Below are 14,839 nucleotides of genomic sequence, written 5' to 3' on the forward strand. Positions count from 1 at the left end.
CGGCCCCGGCGCCCGCGAGGGGACCGACCCCCGTCAGGGCTTGCGGGCGACACCCCCGTACACGTCCGTCGGCTGCGGGTCGGTGCCCGGCTCGGGGCGCCACAGCGGACAGGAGACGATGCCCGGGTCCAGCAGCTCCAGGCCGTCGTAGTACGCGGCGACCTGCCGGGGGCTGCGCAGCACGTACGGGACGGCACCCGTGTCGTCGTAGCCCTCCTGGGCCCGCTTCAGTTCGGCGTCGGTGTCGGTGCTGTCGTAGTGCACGAAGTAACTGCCCGACGGCAGGGCGGCCTGGAGGCGGCGCACGATCGACTTGGCCTCCTCGTAGTCCTGGATGTGGCCCAGGATGCCCATCAGCATCAGCGCGACGGGCTTGCCGAAGTCCAGTATCCGGCTCGCCGCCTCGATGATCTTCTCGGGCTCGCGCAGGTCGGAGTCGATGTAGTCGGTGACTCCCTCGGGCGTGCTGGTGAGCAGGGCCTGGGCGTGCCGCAGCACCAGCGGGTCGTTGTCCACGTAGACGATCCGGGACTCCGGCGCCAGACGCTGGGCGACCTGATGGGTGTTGTCGTACGTGGGGAGGCCGGTACCGATGTCCAGGAACTGGCGGATGCCCAGCTCGCCGGCGACGAACGTCACGGTACGGATCAGGTATCCGCGGGAGGCGCGGGCCATCGTCTCGATGTTCGGCGCGATCCGCCGGTAGGCGTCACCCGCCTCCCGGTCGACCTCGTAGTTGTCCTTGCCGCCCATCCAGTAGTTCCAGATGCGGGCCGAGTGCGGCACCGTGGTGTCGATCTTGGACAGGGCGTCCTGGTCGGGAACGGGCCGGTCGTCTGCCATGGGGGATCTCCTGCCGTGCGTCTCGCGGTCCGTCACTAATTTACCGTCAACTTCCGTCTCCGCCGCGCCAGTTGCCAGGCGGCAGGGTCCGGTGCGCGGATCGGCGGGCCGGGGCCCTCGGCGTCGACCGTGACGACGGGGACGTGCTGGGCGAGGGTGCGGAACGCGCGGCCGTAGGCATCGGCCGCCTCGGCGCTCTCGGCGTCCGCGGCGCGTCCGCGGTGCCGCAGATGGACGAGGGCGCCGTCCCGTTCGGCCACGGCCTCGGCGAAGTCGAGCGCCTGGATCCAGGTCACCCGGGACCGCCCGCGGCGCAGTGGCCCGTAGACGAGTTCATGGATGAGGCCGCCGTCGACGGCCAGCCGGCCGGGAGCCGCGAGGAGTTCGCGGTAGGGACGGGTCGGATCCACGTGGTGCAGATGTCCCCGCGAGGGCCGGACCAGGAACCCGGCGCGGGCCAGGCCGGCGAGGAGCGCGTCCCTGCCGGTGCCCTCGGGGCCCTCGACGACCAGGGTCCGGCACCGGGCGACGGCTTCGTGGAGTGTGTGCACGGCACTCCCTCCAGGACGGCCGACCCTCTCAGTGTGACCGGACAACCCGCGCGGCGGGAGTGTGCGCGCGGGTTGTCCGGTTGTGCGTCCGTAGTGACGGACGTCTGTGCGGGGGCGGTACGCGGGCCGGGCGCGGTGCGGGGGTCAGGCGACGAGGAAGTCGGCCTGGCCGGACTTCGCGCCCCGCAGGAACGCGACCATCTCCTCCCGGGTGTACACCAGTGCCGGCCCGTCCGGATCCCTGGACTGGCGGAAGGCCACGCTGCCGTCGGGCAGCCGCTTGGCCTCGACGCAGCTGCCGCCGTTGGTGCCGCTCCAGGGCTTCTGCCAGCCCTCGGTGCCCAGATCGGTGGCGGACATGCCGCTGTGCACGGGGTCCATGGACGTCATGGCTCACAACTCCTTACGCAGTTCACCCAGGATGGCCCTGGTCCGAGCGACCGGTTCCGCCTGCACGGACATCCGGTCCAGTACTTCGAGGTACGTCACGACATCGGCGGGCTGGTCGACGTAGACCGAGCCGACGAGGCTCTCGGTGTAGACGACATCGGGAAGTTCGGAGAAGCCGAAGCGGAAGTAGTGGAACGGACCGAACGCGCCGGGGTGCGCGCCCACCGAGAAGCGCAGTATCTGGATCCGGACCTTCGGCATGTCCAGGACCTCGGCCAGGCGGTCGATCTGGGCCCGCATCACGTCGGCCCCGCCCACCGGGCGGCGCAGCACCGTCTCGTCCAGGATGGCCCAGACGGCCGGGGCGTCGGACTTGACGAGCAGCTCCTGGCGTTTGAGACGCAGGGCCACACGGCGGTCGACGTCCTCCTTGGTCTCGTTGGGGAAACCGGTGTGCATCAGCGCGGCGGCGTAGTCGTGCGTCTGCAACAGGCCCGGGACGTAGTGGGGTTCGTAGAGACGGATGACGCTGGCTTCGCTCTCCAGGCTCACGTACGCGCTGAACCACTCCGGCAGCACGTCGCGGTACGAGTACCACCAGCCGGGCTGGTTCGCCTCCCTGGCCATCGAGAGGAAGTCGTCCACCTCCGACGAGGGGACCCCGTAGGTGTGCAGCAGCTCCTTCACGTAGGGGATGCGGAGGCCGACCTCGGCCTTCTCCATCCGGCGGACCGTCAGGGACGTGACCTCGATGGCCCGCGCGGCGTCCTCGAACGAGATTCCGGCCTGTTCCCGCAGATGCCGGAGCCGCTTTCCGAGAACCATCCGCAGGACGGTCGGTGCGCTGCCGCCCGAGCGGTTGTCGCTCACGTGCTACCTCCCGGAACGGCCGTCACGACGAGCAGTGTGCCACGGCATCGCTGACACAGACAGAGCGGTGCGGTTCATTCTGAAATTATCAGAACGCTTGTTACGAGTTGAGTGTGTACGCAATCATAGGGAACGAGTGACCTGCCGCACAGTCCGGCGGCTACGGCGCGCAACAGCGCCCAGCCACGGCGCACTTGACGCCCCGGTGCCGAGCGCGCCCCCTGCACCACGATGCGAGACCTGGATGGCCACCGTGACCGACGGACGACCGAGGAACCCGGGGAAGGGTCCTGTCGGGGCCAACAAGGCGCTGGCGACAGCGCTCAGAGACGCCGGCTGCTCCTACGCCTCGCTCGCCCTGCGGGTCAACGAACTGGGCCGTCGGCAGGGCACGGAATCCAACTACGACAAGGCGTCGGTCACCCGCTGGCTGAACGGACAGCAACCGCGGGCGAACACACCGGAGTTGATCGCCGCCGTCCTGTCCGAGCGACTCGGCGTGCCCGTGTCGCCCACGGACCTCGGTTTCCTGCCCGAGCAGCAGCGTCCGGTCGTGGGCAGGGCACTCGTCTACCGCGAGGATGTGGCGGACACCTTGCACACGCTGGCCGAACTCGGATCCACCGACATCTCCCGCCGTACCCTCCTCGGTACGGTCCCCTTCGTCGCAGGCGCCCTGCTGAACCCGCAGCGCGAGTGGCTGCTCTGGCTGGCCGAGAGCCCGGAGGCCGTCCGTCTCGATCCGGTGACCGACGGCGGACCGGTCGAGCAGGTCCACGCCATGATCGGCATGTTCGACCAGATGGACAACCACTTCGGCGGCGGCGGAGTGCGCACCAGCATCGTGCACTACCTGTGCACCGAGGTCGTCCCCATGCTGCAGCGCCGTGGCACGCCCCCGCACGAGCAGCGTCTGCTGTACGCCGCCGCGGCCCGGCTCGCCGCGATGGCGGGCTGGAGTTCGTACGACGCGGGGGAGTACGGACTGGCGCAGCGCTACATGACGCAGGCGCTGCGCCTGTGCGCCGAGGGCCGGGACCGGGTGCTGGGCGGGCAGATCCTGGCCGGCCTCTCCCACCTGGCCACCGGCCTCGGCCGCCCGGACGAGGGAGTGGCGCTGGCCAGGGCGGGCATCGCCACCGCCAGGGACTCGGGCAGCCCGCTCGGCCTGATGCGCCTGTACGCGATGGCGGCGCGCGGGTACGCGGCACAGGACCGCGCCGAGGAGACGACCGAGGCCCTGCGCCAGGCCGAGCGGCAGTTGGACGCGAGCCGGGGAGCGGCGCAGGAGTCCGTCTGGGTCCGTTTCCTCGACCACCACTACCTGCAGGCCGAGTCGGCCCTCTGCTTCCGGGACCTCGGCCTGGCCGCGCAGGCGGAGCGCACGGCCGAGGAGTCCGTCGCCGCCAACGCGGACCGGCGCAGGCGGCAGGCCATCAGCCGTTCCGTGCTGGCGACCGCGCATCTGCAGCAGAACCGGCTCGACGAGGCCATCGGCACCGCGACCGAGGCACTGAGCGCCCTCGGCACGGTCCACAGCGAGCGCTCCCTCCAGGCACTGCGCGACTTCCGCACCAGGCTGGCGCCCAGCCGCCACGAGCCGCTGGTCCGGGAGTTCGAGCACAGGTCCCGCCAGGTACTGGGGACCGCGGCATGACGACCGGCCCGGGAGAGACCCGCCCGCGCGGCTCAGTAACCATCGGGGGAGGGCGCGTTCTGGGCACGGTCGACGGGCAGGTTGGCCCCGGAGATCCCGCTCGACCAGTCGGACAGCAGGAACGCCACCACGCGCGCCACCTCGTGCGGCGCGACCGGCTCTCCGCCCGGCAGCTCCGCCTGCGCGAAGGCGGCGAACGTCTCGGGATCCTCCGTGCGCATCCGGTCCCAGCGCCGGCCCGGGATGAGCATCGATCCCGGCGAGACGGCGTTCACCCGGATCCCGTCCGGACCGAGTTCGCGGGCCAGCGAGGCGGCCAGGTGGATCTGGGCGGACTTCGCGCTCCCGTACTGCGCGTTCGGACCCGGCTTCCAGCCGGAGATCGAGGAGATGACCACGACCGAGCCGCCGCCCGCCGTCCGCAGGTACGGGAGCGCGGCGCGCACCAGCCGCGCGGTGTGCCCGACGTTCACCTCCCAGGTCGCGAGCCAGTCGTCGGCGTCCGCCAGTTCGAGGCTCCGCCCGTGAGAACCACCGGCCGAGGCCACCACCCCGTCCAGGCCGCCGAAACGTTCCGCCGAGGCGGCGACGAACTCCTCGAGCCGCTCCGGCTCGGTCACGTCCAGGGCCCGGGTGAACAGGTGCTCGCCGGCCGGACCGGCCAGCGACCCCCGCAGCGCCTCCAGATCCCCGCCCGTCCGCGCGCACGTCGCCACCCGGGCGCCCTCGGCCGCCAGCAGCCGCACGATCTGCTCGCCGAGTCCGCGCGTACCACCGGTGACCAGCACACGCTTGCCACGCACACCGGGCCGGCCGCGGACGCCCTGCCCGCTGTCGACCGCCCCGCCGTCATCCAGGTCACTCACGCGATCGAACATACATGCCACACCACTACGCGGCTGCAACCGGACAACCCCCTCACCACCTGTCCGCCGCACCCGTCCGGACGGTTGGCTGCACGAGCAGCCGCCCAGACCTCCCCCACCCGTGCTGCACACGAAGGAGGCACGATGACGGCATCCCGTGCGCACCGCCGCCGGCCGTCACCCTCGCTGACCCGCGCCACGGAGCTCGACGCGCCCACCGCCCTGACACGGACCGCCGACAGTGCCCGGACCACGGCCGCCACACCCGCGGGCCCGGTCCTCCCCGCAGCCCCCGCCCCGGCCGCCCCGACCGGCGTCCTGCACACCGTGGTGGCGGCCCGGCCGTCACTCGCCGCCACCGTGCGCCGCGCGGTCGCCGAACGGGTGTCGCACTTCTCGCTGTCCGAGGAAATCGTGGACAACGCCGTCCTGGCCACCGACGAGCTGTTCGCCAACGCCGTCAGACACGGCAGCTCACATCCCGGCGACACCGTCACGGTGAGCGTCGAGTACACCGGCCACGAGGTACGCGTCATGGTCGCCGACCGCTCGACCGCCCTGCCACGCCTGCGCACGGCGGGCGAGGCGGAGGAGTCCGGACGCGGACTCGCCATAGTGGCCGCCCTGACCGACGACTGGGGCATCGCACCGCCCGAACCCGGTGAGAGGGGGAAGCGGGTGTGGTTCTCGCTGGACATACGGGACGTGCCGTGACCGGCCCCCGGGAGACGCACAGGGGCCGCGGGGCCGACGAGGACCGCGTGCGGCAGGACCGCGCGCGACCGTGGCCCGCTCGCGGGGGAGACCGTACGGGACCCGCGCGCGACGAGGAGTGGGCGGGGCGCCCGGCCGTGCTGCCGGAACTCGCCGCGGCGCTCGCCCGCGAACTGGTCCGCCGGGTTGAGGAAGAGCAGCGGGCGATGACGGCGGCGCACGGCAGCCCCGCGCCGGCCGCCCGGCACCGCCTCGCACAGTGCCGCAGGGCCAACGCCGACGCGCTCAGGACGATCGTCCGCCGCCACGGCTGGCCGACCGCCGACCTGGTCGGGGCGCCCGCCTCGACGGCGGCCCTGATGATCCTGCTGCACGCCCCCGACCTGGACTTCCAGCTCGCCTGCCGCGACCTGATCGCCCAGGCCACGGCGGACGGCCGCTGCCCGGCGCCGCACCACGCGTACATCGCCGACCACTGCGCGGTGGAGCTGGGCCAGCCGCAGTTCTACGGGACCCGGGTCGACCCCGCGACCTTCCACCCGTACCCGGTGCGCCGTCCCGACATGCTCGACGAGCGCCGCCGTGACGTCGGGCTGGCCCCGCTCGACGTACAGATGCGGACCCTGCGCCTCAGCGGGTGAGCCCGTTGGTCCCGACGGGTGAGCGCCGCCCCGGCCGGACGGCGGAGGCGGCCCCGGAGTGCCCGGTACGACGGCCGGGCTACGGCTCGAGACGCAGCTCCCGCTCCTGCTCCTGGTCGCCGGGGGCCGTGCCCTCCTCGCTGACGGTGAAGGCCGCGGAGAGCGTCTCGTCGGCCCGGCGCACCGCCTCCGGGCTGCCCTGCAGGGTGACGGTCACGGCCGAGGAGAGCTTGGCGTCGGCGGACGGTGTCCCGTCGTCGCCGGCCGGCGCGTCGGTGCCGAAGGACACCGTGTAGACCGTGGCGTCCTCGTCGCCGGGGACGGTGTCCGGCGATCCGAAGGCCGGTTGGAGCGCTTGGACGACAGCCCGCGCGTCGGCGGCCGAACCGCCGGTAACGGTGAGCGTCAGATCGAGTTGCGTGCCGGACGTCATGAACAGCCACCTTTGCTTGTACGAATGCGCGCCATCAGCTCGTGTAACCGGTTGCCCCTGCCACAAACGGAGGCTCGGCCCGGCATGAGTCTCCTCCCATGACAACGCCATCCACCGGACCCCGCAGCCGCGGCGGCACACCGGACGGGGCGACGGTCACCCGGAGGCGGACGGTTCCGCCGCGACCAGGCCCTCGCGGTAGGCGATCGCCACCGCCTCCGTACGGCTCGCGGCGCCCAGCTTCGCCAGGATGTTGGAGACGTGCACGCTCGCCGTCTTGCCGCTGATGAACAGCTCCTCGCCGATCTGCCGGTTGCTGCGCCCGCGCGCGAGCAGCAGCAGGACGTCGTTCTCCCGGGCGGTCAGCGCCACCGGACGGTCCGTGGAACGGCCGGCCTCCGCCAGCCGGGCCCGCCGGACCAACCGCTCCACGTCGTCGCGCAACGGCCCGGCGCCCAGCCGTACCGCCGTGTCGTGCGCCCTGCGTGCCTGGTCGGCGGCCTCCTCGCGGTCTCCCGCGCCCACCAGGCTCTCGGCGAGCCGCAGCCGGCAGCGGGCCTGCTCGTAGACGTCCCCGTAGCCGAACGCCGCGACCGCCTTCTCCCAGGCAGCGGTGTCGGGCCCGGCGCCGGTCCGCGCCCACTCGGCCTCGGCGCGCGCCAGCCACGCCCGCCCCTCGGGCCCCTGCGGCGAACCGTCCTCGCCCTCGGCCGCCGTGACCCTCGCCGTCTCCACCAGCTCCGACGCCGTTCCCGTCCAGCGCCGTACGCCCTCCTCGTCGCCGCTCGACCGGGCGGCCACGGCCGCGTCCGCCACCGCGGCGAGCGCGAGCGCCGCGAGCCGCACCGCCACGTCGGGCGTCGTACCGGAGTCGTCGACGAGCGCCGCCAGCGTCGTACGGACCTGCTCGACGGCCCCCTCGGGGTCGCGGCGCAGAACCGCCGCGTCGGTCAGGAGGACGCCCGCCACGAGGGTGGCCATCCAGTCGAACGGTCCGTCCAGAAGGGCCCGGGCCCGCTCGGCCGCACTCCGGTCCCCGCGTGCCAGAGCCACCGACAGCGCCGGGCCGATCGCGTAACCGCCCGCCAGCGGCAGCCGCTCGGCCTCGCTCCAAGCCGCGCGCACGCACTCGTCCCACTCGCCGAGGGAGTACAGCACCAGGAAACGCAGGTAGCGCATCTCCAGCGGATAGGGCGAGGAGAGGAGCCCGGCCCGGCCGGCCCGCTCCAGGCCGTCCGAGAGCCACCGGTGGCACTCGTCCAGGTCACCGGACTCGTACGAGCCGATGGCGAGGTTGAACAGCGCGCGCATCTCGACGGACGTGTTTCCCGCCCGCCGGGCCAGCTCCCGGGCCTCCCGCAGCCTGGCCCGCCCCTCCGGCACGGTCCGGCGCTCCCCTTCGAGACCGACGAGGGAGATCAGCAGGTCGGCCCGGGCGTCGGGCAGGTCCAGCTCCTCCGCGACGACCAGGGCCCGGCGGGCCACCCGGCGGGCGGTCTCGTCGTCGCCCACGTATCTCGCCGCCATGACGTGGGTGGAGGCGGCCCACACCCAGGTACGCGACGGAGGTTCGGCGGGGATCATCGCGAGGGCCTCGCTGCTGTACGCGAACGCGGCCGACAGGCTGTCGATCCGCATGAGGTCGCCCGCGAGTGTGTAGCGGACCCTGGCGGCCAGTTCCGAGTCCTCGTCCGAACCCACCCGCGCGAGCGCGGCCCGGGTGAGCGAGACCGCCCGGTGGGTCTCCCCCGCGTGTGCGGCGGCGGCCGAGGCGCGGAGCGTCAGCGTGACCGTGTCGTACCCCTCGGGGCGGGCGTCGGGCGGCACCGCCGACCACAGGTCCAGGGCGGATTCCAGATGGCGCAGCTCCTCGGCGGGCGCGCGGACCCGGCCGGCGTGATCGGCGGCCGCCAGGGAGGCGGTCAGCGCGTCGGGCAGGTCGTGGCTCTCGCGGGAGTGGTGGGCGCGCTCCGCGGCGCTCTCGGCGGGCCGGCCGGGCCCGGCCAGCACACGGGCGAACGCCCGGTGCAGCCGCACCCGTTCGCCGGGCAGCAGATCGGCGTAGACCGCCTCACGGATCAGGGCGTGCCGGAAGGAGTAGGTGTCGTCGTCGCCGGAGACGAGGAGCTGCCGCCCGACGGCCTCACGCAGCGCCGACTCCAGCTCGTCCTCGGGCAGTCCCACGGCGTCCCGCAGCAGGTCGTGCTCGACGCGGCGCCCGGCGACCGCGGCGGTGCGCAGCACCTGCTGTGCGGTCGCCGGCAGTTGCTCGAAACGGATGAGCAGCACGTCGGCGAGCCCGCTGGGCACGGCGGACGCCGCCCCGGGCCCGGTCTCCGCAGCGGCGGCGAGCAGCTCCTCCGCGTAGAACGCGTTGCCCTCGGCGCGCGAGACGATGCCACGGACCGTGGCCTCCGGCAGGGGGGCGGCCCGCCGGGAGCGGACGAGCCGGGCCACCTCCGCGTCGGCCATCGGCCGCAGCTCCAGCCGCTCGACGGCGGACAGTCGCACCAACTCGGCGAGCAGGGGCCGCAGCGGATGCCGGCGGTGCAGGTCGTCGGCGCGGTACGAGGCGAGGACGGCGAGGCGCCGGCCGAGCGCGCCGCCCCCGCCGAGGGCGCCCCCCGCCTCTCCCGGGCCGCCCGCGCCGGAGGGCGGGCCGCTCACCCCGGGCCGCGTCCGGGGATTCTGCAGGATCCCCCTGCTGAGCAGGAAGCGCAACAGGTCGCGGGAGGACTGGTCCGCCCAGTGCAGGTCCTCCAGGACCAGCAACAGCGGGGCGACACGGGTCAGTTCGGCCAGCAGCGCGGCCATGCCCTCGAACAGCTGCGGACGTCCGTCCGCGTCCCGCCCGCCGTGGCCGCCGTCACCGAGCAGACGATCCACCACGGGATGCGCGGCCATCGCCCCGGCGAACCGCTCGTCCCCGGCGAGCACGCCCAGGATCTCGGTGAACGGCAGATACGGCAGACCCACGTCACCGAGGTCGACGCAGTGCCCGGTCACCACGGTCGTGCCCGCCTCCGCCGCATGGGCGGCCGCCTCGGCCAGCACGCGGGTCTTGCCGACCCCCGCGTCCCCGGCGACCAGCACGGCCCGCGCCTCGCCGGCCCTGGCCCGGTCCAGGACCCGGGTGAGCCGGGCGAGTTCGTCCTCGCGCCCGATGAACGGCGTGGTGAATGCGGTGGTCGGCACGGCTCCATCCTGGCACGTGCCACCGACAGGCCCCGGGGCCGCGACCCCGGTCAGCGCAGCGTCTGCGCCCAGTTCGCCGGCACCCGTCCCGCCGGTCCTGGCGAGGGCTGGTCCGCGGGGCGGCTGAGCGGCGGGGCGAGGTCGGGGCCGGACTCGTACAGCTCGGACGTCTCGAAGTTCCAGAACCAGCCCTCGCCGGGCTCGAAGCTGCGGATGAGGGGATGGCCCGTCGCCCGGTGGTGGGCCGTGGCGTGCTTCGCGGGGGAGTCGTCGCAGCAGCCGACGTGCCCGCACCGGGCGCAGCGGCGCAGATGGAACCACCAGCCGCCCGAGGCGTCGCATTCCACGCATCCTGTGCCGCTCGGCGGCACACCCGGGTCGATCCCGTCCGGATCCAAAGTGGTCATGACGCCTCCTGAGGGGTGCCGGAGTCCGCGCCGGGCTCCGTGTCGGGCTCTGCCGTGGTGAGGGGGAGGAAGACCTGGAAGCGGGTGTCGCCGGGCACCGAGTGCACCTGCAGATGCCCGTGGTGCTTGTTCACCACGATGCGCCAGGAGATGTCGAGACCGAGCCCGGTGCCCTCGCCCACGGGTTTCGTGGTGAAGAACGGGTCGAAGATCCGGCCGCGGATCTCCTCCGGGACCCCGGGCCCGGTGTCGCGGAACTCGACGAGCAGCTGCTCCCGTTCGAGGGCGGTGCGCACCGTCAGCGTGCCCTCGCCGCCCATCGCCGAGGCGGCGTTGTCGATGAGGTTCGTCCACACCTGGTTCAGCTCGCCCGGGTAGGCGGGGATCCGGGGCAGCGAACGGTCGTAGTCCTTGACGACCCGGACGCCGGGGCCGGTCTTCCCGGCGAGCATCATGAGGGTGCTGTCCAGCAGTTCGTGCACGTCGGCGACCTGGTAGGGCGCCCGGTCGAGCTGCGAGTACTGCTTGGCCGCGTTCACGAGGTTCGAGACCCGGGTCGTGGAGTCCTCGATCTCGTTCATCAACAGCTCTGTCTCGACCGTGTAGTTGAGCCACCTGACCGCGCCTTCGAGTGTCCCGTCGTCCACGGTCGCCGCCACCTGGTCCAGCCAGTCGGTGTCGAGCCCCGCCTGCACGAACGTCGGCGCCAGCTCCCAGCCGCCCGCGATGCCGTGGTCGTCGAACCAGTCGCCCAGCGCGTCCTCCCGGTCGGACGCCTCCAGCGGGGACAGGGGCGTCGCCTTGGCGACCTGCTCCGCGGTGCGCTCCTGGATCCCGACGAGGGTCTCCAGGGCGTCGCGCGCGTACGGGCCGGCCGCGATCATGCCGAGTTTGTGCCGCATCCCGGCCACCCGGTCCCGCAGCGCGGAGGTGGCCCGGACCGCCGCCGCGGCCGGGTTGTTGAGTTCGTGCGTCAGCCCGGCGGACAGCGAGCCGAGCGCGAGGAGGCGCTCCCGCTGCCCGACGGTCCGCTGGGTGTTCTGACTGCCGAAGAACAGTCCCTCCAGCAGGTGCACGGCCATCGGGAACCACTCCCGCAGGATCGCCGAGAACGTCTCGGCGGGCAGGACGAAGAACCGCGAGGGCTCGGTGACCCGCATCGAGCCCTTGTAGCGGGCCTCGTCCGGGACGGCCAGGTACGCCTGCATGGCACCCGCGTACACCCCGCGCTGGGACGTACGGCTGATCTCCACGTCGTCGCCGCCGACCCGGCGCGACATCACGACCGTGCCCTCCAGGAGGACGAAGAAGCAGGTGGCCGGCTCGCCCTCCTCGTAGACGTAGCCGGGCTCGAACAGCTCGACCCGTCCCTCGGCGCACAACCGCCCGAGCTGTTCGGCGTCCAGCTCCTCGAACAGGAACAGCGAGCCGAGCTCCTCGACGTCGCACGGCATCGGCCGCCCGCTCACGACTGCTCCAGGTACCGGTGGACGAGCATCACGGCCATGGCTCCCTCTCCTACGGCGGAGGCGACCCGCTTCGCGGACTCGGCGCGCGCGTCACCCGCCACGAACACCCCGGGCACATTGGTCTCCAGGTGGTACGGCGGCCGGTCCAGCTCCCAGTCCGCCGGCGGCCGCCCGTCATCGCTCAGGTCGGGCCCGGCGACGATGAACCCGCGCTCGTCCCGCAGGACCGTGCCGTCCAGCCAGTCGGTCAGCGGGGCCGCGCCGATGAACACGAACATCCACTGCGCGTCGACGAGCTCGGTGCGGCCGCTCGCCAGGTCGCGCAGGGTGAGCTGCTCCAGGTGGTCCGAGCCGTGCACGGCGTCCACGACCGTCCCGGTGCGCACCGAGATGTTCGGCGCGGTCGAGATCTGCTCGATCAGGTAGTGGGACATCGACGCGGTCAGGGAGGAGCCGCGCACCAGCAGCGTGACCGACTTCGCGCCCCTGGCCAGGTACATGGCGGCCTGCCCCGCGGAGTTCGCCCCGCCGACGATGTAGACGTCCTGCCCCTGGCACGCGGGGGCCTCCGTCAGCGCCGACCCGTAGTAGACCCCGCACCCGGTCAGGTCCTGCGCGCCCGGCGCGTCGAGCTGCCGGTACGACACGCCCGTCGCCAGGATCACGCTGTGCGCGGCGATCGCCGAGCCGTCCGAGAAGTGCACGGTGCGCGAGGCCCCCGTGACCTCCAGACCGGTCACCTCCCGCGCCGTCAGGATCTCGGCACCGAACTTCGTCGCCTGCCGCCGTGCCCGCTCGGTGAGCTGCCCCCCGGACACCCCGTCCGGGAAGCCGAGGTAGTTCTCGATCCGTGAGCTCTGGCCCGCCTGACCGCCGGTCGCGGAGCGCTCCACCAGCACGGTCCGCAGGCCCTCCGAGGCGCCGTACACCGCCGCGCCCAGTCCGGCCGGGCCGCCGCCGATGACGACGAGGTCGTAGAACTCGGCGGCCGGCGTCGTGGCGAGACCGACCTGTGCGGCCAGTTCCGGATCGTCCGGTTCGACCAGCACCGCCCCGTCCGCGGTGACCACGAGCGGCAGCCGCTCGCCGTCCACTCCCGCGCAGGCCAGCAACCGCTTGCCCTCCGGCTCGTCCGAGGAGTACCAGCGGTAGGGCACCTGGTTGCGGGCCAGGAACTCCCGTACGTCCGAGGAGCGGGCCGACCAGCGGTGACCGACGACCTTCGTGATCGGCACGGCCCGGTGGTCGGACGTCCGCCAGGCGGCCAGCAGGTCGTCCAGGACGGGATAGAGCTTCTCCTCGGGCGGGTCCCAGGGCTTGAGGAGGTAGTGGTCCAGGTCGACCACGTTGATCGCGTCGATCGCCGCGTTCGTGTCGGCGTACGCGGTCAGCAGCACCCGCCGGGCCCCCGGGTACACGTCCAGGGCCTGCTCCAGGAACTCGATGCCGTTCATCCGCGGCATGCGGTAGTCCGCGAGGATCACCGCGACGAGGTCGCCGCGCAGCTTGAGCTCGCGCAGCGCGTCGAGGGCGCTCTCGCCGGACTCCGCGCGCACGATCCGGTACGTCTCGCCGTAGCGGCGGCGCAGGTCACGGGCCACGGCACGCGAGACTCCCGGGTCGTCGTCCACGGTCAGGATGACGGTCCGTGCCGCGTCGGTGCCCTGTGCCATGCGTCTCCCACCCCGAGAGGTCGGCGCCCGTGCGCGGTCTCGCGCGGGGCCCTTCCAGTTGTCCGCCCATCGTATGTTCGATCTCCCCGCTCCGCTCCGGGAAAGGGACGAACCCCCTGGTCAAAACCGCCGGGTGTCGTACGGGCGAGCCGGGGCATCCGCCAGAGGGGAGGCAAACGATGAACGCAAGGACGCTGGCACAAGGCAGCCGGGTGGGGAAACGGAAGGCGGCCCCGGCCATGGAGGGGGCGGCGCGGGCGGGTTTCACCGCGCGCGGTGTCATCTACGTGTTGGTGGGTCTGCTGGCGCTGCAGATCGCCTTCGGCGACAGCGGGAAGCAGGCCGACCAGGGGGGTGCCCTCCAGGAGGTCGCCGGAAAGCCCTTCGGGGCGGTCGTGCTCTGGGCCCTGGGGGTCGGTCTGGTCGGCATGGCGCTGTGGCGGCTGTCCGAAGCGGTCTTCGGCGCGGTGGGCCCCGACGGCGACAAGGCGACGAAACGGCTGGCTTCGGCGGGGCGCGCCGTCTTCTACGGTTTCATCGCCTACTCGGTGCTCTCCTTCGCCGCGGGGTCCGGCGGGAGCGGTTCGAGCGACGGCCAGTCCCGTGACGTGACGGCCAAGGTCATGGACCTGCCCGCCGGGCGGTGGCTCGTGGGCATCGCGGGAGTGGTGATCCTGTGCGCCGGCCTGTGGATGGCGGTGCAGGCGATCCGCCGCAAGTACCACAAGAGGATGCGGCTCGGTGAGATGTCCCGCCGGGTGCGCCAGACCGTCGACGTGACGGGTGTCGGCGGCGGCGTGGCCCGTGGTCTGGTGTTCGCCGTCGCCGGGGGCTTCGCGATCCGGGCCGCCATGGACTACGAACCGGACAAGGTCAAGGGTATGGACGACACCCTGCGCTCGTTCGCCGAGACCCCGATGGGACCGTGGCTGCTGGCGCTCATCGCCGTCGGCCTGATGCTGTTCGGCGTGTTCTCGTTCGCCATGGCCAGGTACCGCAAGGTCTGACCGGTCGTGGGGCAGGGGGGGGGGGGGCCCCCCCCGGGGTTTTTTGGGGCCCCCCCCCCCCGGGCCCGGGGGCGGGGGGGCGCAGCCCGGGGGGGGGGGGCCCCCCCGGGGCGGCGCCGGCCC

Annotated in this window: 14 protein-coding genes; 4 read left to right on the plus strand and 10 right to left on the minus strand. The window is 73.1% G+C overall.

Going from position 1 to position 14,839, the window contains the following annotated elements:
• Positions 1-33 precede the first annotated feature (33 nt).
• From ACFYXC_RS39775 to ACFYXC_RS39790, 4 genes are all read right to left on the minus strand, one after another.
• Positions 34-843, minus strand: coding sequence for an SAM-dependent methyltransferase (locus ACFYXC_RS39775; RefSeq protein ID WP_388905589.1), 810 nt, complete (start codon positions 841-843; stop codon positions 34-36).
• A gap of 35 nt (positions 844-878) precedes the next feature.
• On the minus strand, positions 879-1,394 hold the full coding sequence (locus ACFYXC_RS39780; RefSeq protein ID WP_389557769.1) for a hypothetical protein: 516 nt from the start codon (positions 1,392-1,394) through the stop codon (positions 879-881).
• A gap of 144 nt (positions 1,395-1,538) precedes the next feature.
• Complete coding sequence (locus ACFYXC_RS39785) at positions 1,539-1,784, minus strand: DUF397 domain-containing protein (protein WP_388905594.1); 246 nt, start codon at positions 1,782-1,784, stop codon at positions 1,539-1,541.
• 3 nt (positions 1,785-1,787) lie between these two features.
• Positions 1,788-2,609 carry a helix-turn-helix domain-containing protein gene (locus tag ACFYXC_RS39790; protein ID WP_389557786.1) on the minus strand — a complete coding sequence of 274 codons (822 nt, stop codon included), beginning with the start codon at positions 2,607-2,609 and terminating at the stop codon, positions 1,788-1,790.
• 289 nt (positions 2,610-2,898) lie between these two features.
• Here ACFYXC_RS39790 and ACFYXC_RS39795 point away from each other — a divergent pair, with 289 nt between their 5' ends.
• On the plus strand, positions 2,899-4,311 hold the full coding sequence (locus ACFYXC_RS39795; protein ID WP_389557771.1) for a hypothetical protein: 1,413 nt from the start codon (positions 2,899-2,901) through the stop codon (positions 4,309-4,311).
• Between the two features lie 32 nt (positions 4,312-4,343).
• Here ACFYXC_RS39795 and ACFYXC_RS39800 read toward each other — a convergent pair whose 3' ends face one another.
• On the minus strand, positions 4,344-5,177 hold the full coding sequence (locus ACFYXC_RS39800) for an SDR family NAD(P)-dependent oxidoreductase (RefSeq protein ID WP_389557773.1): 834 nt from the start codon (positions 5,175-5,177) through the stop codon (positions 4,344-4,346).
• 144 nt (positions 5,178-5,321) lie between these two features.
• Between ACFYXC_RS39800 and ACFYXC_RS39805 the strand changes: the two genes are divergently transcribed.
• Together ACFYXC_RS39805 and ACFYXC_RS39810 are read left to right on the plus strand one after the other, a co-directional pair.
• The gene (locus tag ACFYXC_RS39805) at positions 5,322-5,891 is read left to right on the plus strand and encodes an ATP-binding protein (RefSeq protein WP_389557775.1); all 570 of its coding nucleotides are present in this window, start codon (positions 5,322-5,324) and stop codon (positions 5,889-5,891) included.
• The gene (locus ACFYXC_RS39810) at positions 5,888-6,532 is read left to right on the plus strand and encodes a DUF6624 domain-containing protein (protein WP_389557777.1); all 645 of its coding nucleotides are present in this window, start codon (positions 5,888-5,890) and stop codon (positions 6,530-6,532) included. The genes ACFYXC_RS39805 and ACFYXC_RS39810 overlap by 4 nt, the downstream gene beginning before the upstream one ends.
• A gap of 79 nt (positions 6,533-6,611) precedes the next feature.
• Here the strand turns inward: ACFYXC_RS39810 and ACFYXC_RS39815 are convergent, their stop codons facing one another.
• From ACFYXC_RS39815 to ACFYXC_RS39835, 5 genes are all read right to left on the minus strand, one after another.
• Positions 6,612-6,965: a hypothetical protein gene (locus ACFYXC_RS39815; protein ID WP_389557779.1), complete on the minus strand. Its 354-nt coding sequence runs from the start codon at positions 6,963-6,965 to the stop codon at positions 6,612-6,614.
• A 156-nt stretch (positions 6,966-7,121) separates the two neighbouring features.
• Complete coding sequence (locus ACFYXC_RS39820) at positions 7,122-10,160, minus strand: AAA family ATPase (protein WP_389557780.1); 3,039 nt, start codon at positions 10,158-10,160, stop codon at positions 7,122-7,124.
• A gap of 50 nt (positions 10,161-10,210) precedes the next feature.
• Positions 10,211-10,567 carry a UBP-type zinc finger domain-containing protein gene (locus tag ACFYXC_RS39825; protein WP_389557782.1) on the minus strand — a complete coding sequence of 119 codons (357 nt, stop codon included), beginning with the start codon at positions 10,565-10,567 and terminating at the stop codon, positions 10,211-10,213.
• Entirely contained in the window at positions 10,564-12,036 is a 1,473-nt protein-coding gene (locus ACFYXC_RS39830; RefSeq protein ID WP_388905611.1) for an ATP-binding protein, read from the minus strand. Before ACFYXC_RS39830 ends, ACFYXC_RS39825 begins: the two co-directional genes overlap by 4 nt.
• Positions 12,033-13,709 carry an FAD-dependent oxidoreductase gene (locus ACFYXC_RS39835; protein WP_389557784.1) on the minus strand — a complete coding sequence of 559 codons (1,677 nt, stop codon included), beginning with the start codon at positions 13,707-13,709 and terminating at the stop codon, positions 12,033-12,035. The genes ACFYXC_RS39830 and ACFYXC_RS39835 overlap by 4 nt, the downstream gene beginning before the upstream one ends.
• Positions 13,710-13,888: 179 nt before the next feature.
• Between ACFYXC_RS39835 and ACFYXC_RS39840 the strand changes: the two genes are divergently transcribed.
• Complete coding sequence (locus tag ACFYXC_RS39840; RefSeq protein ID WP_388905615.1) at positions 13,889-14,716, plus strand: DUF1206 domain-containing protein; 828 nt, start codon at positions 13,889-13,891, stop codon at positions 14,714-14,716.
• Positions 14,717-14,839: the final 123 nt, after the last annotated feature.

It is taken from the genome of Streptomyces sp. NPDC002701 (assembly GCF_042889045.1).
Taxonomy (GTDB): Bacteria; Actinomycetota; Actinomycetes; order Streptomycetales; family Streptomycetaceae; genus Streptomyces.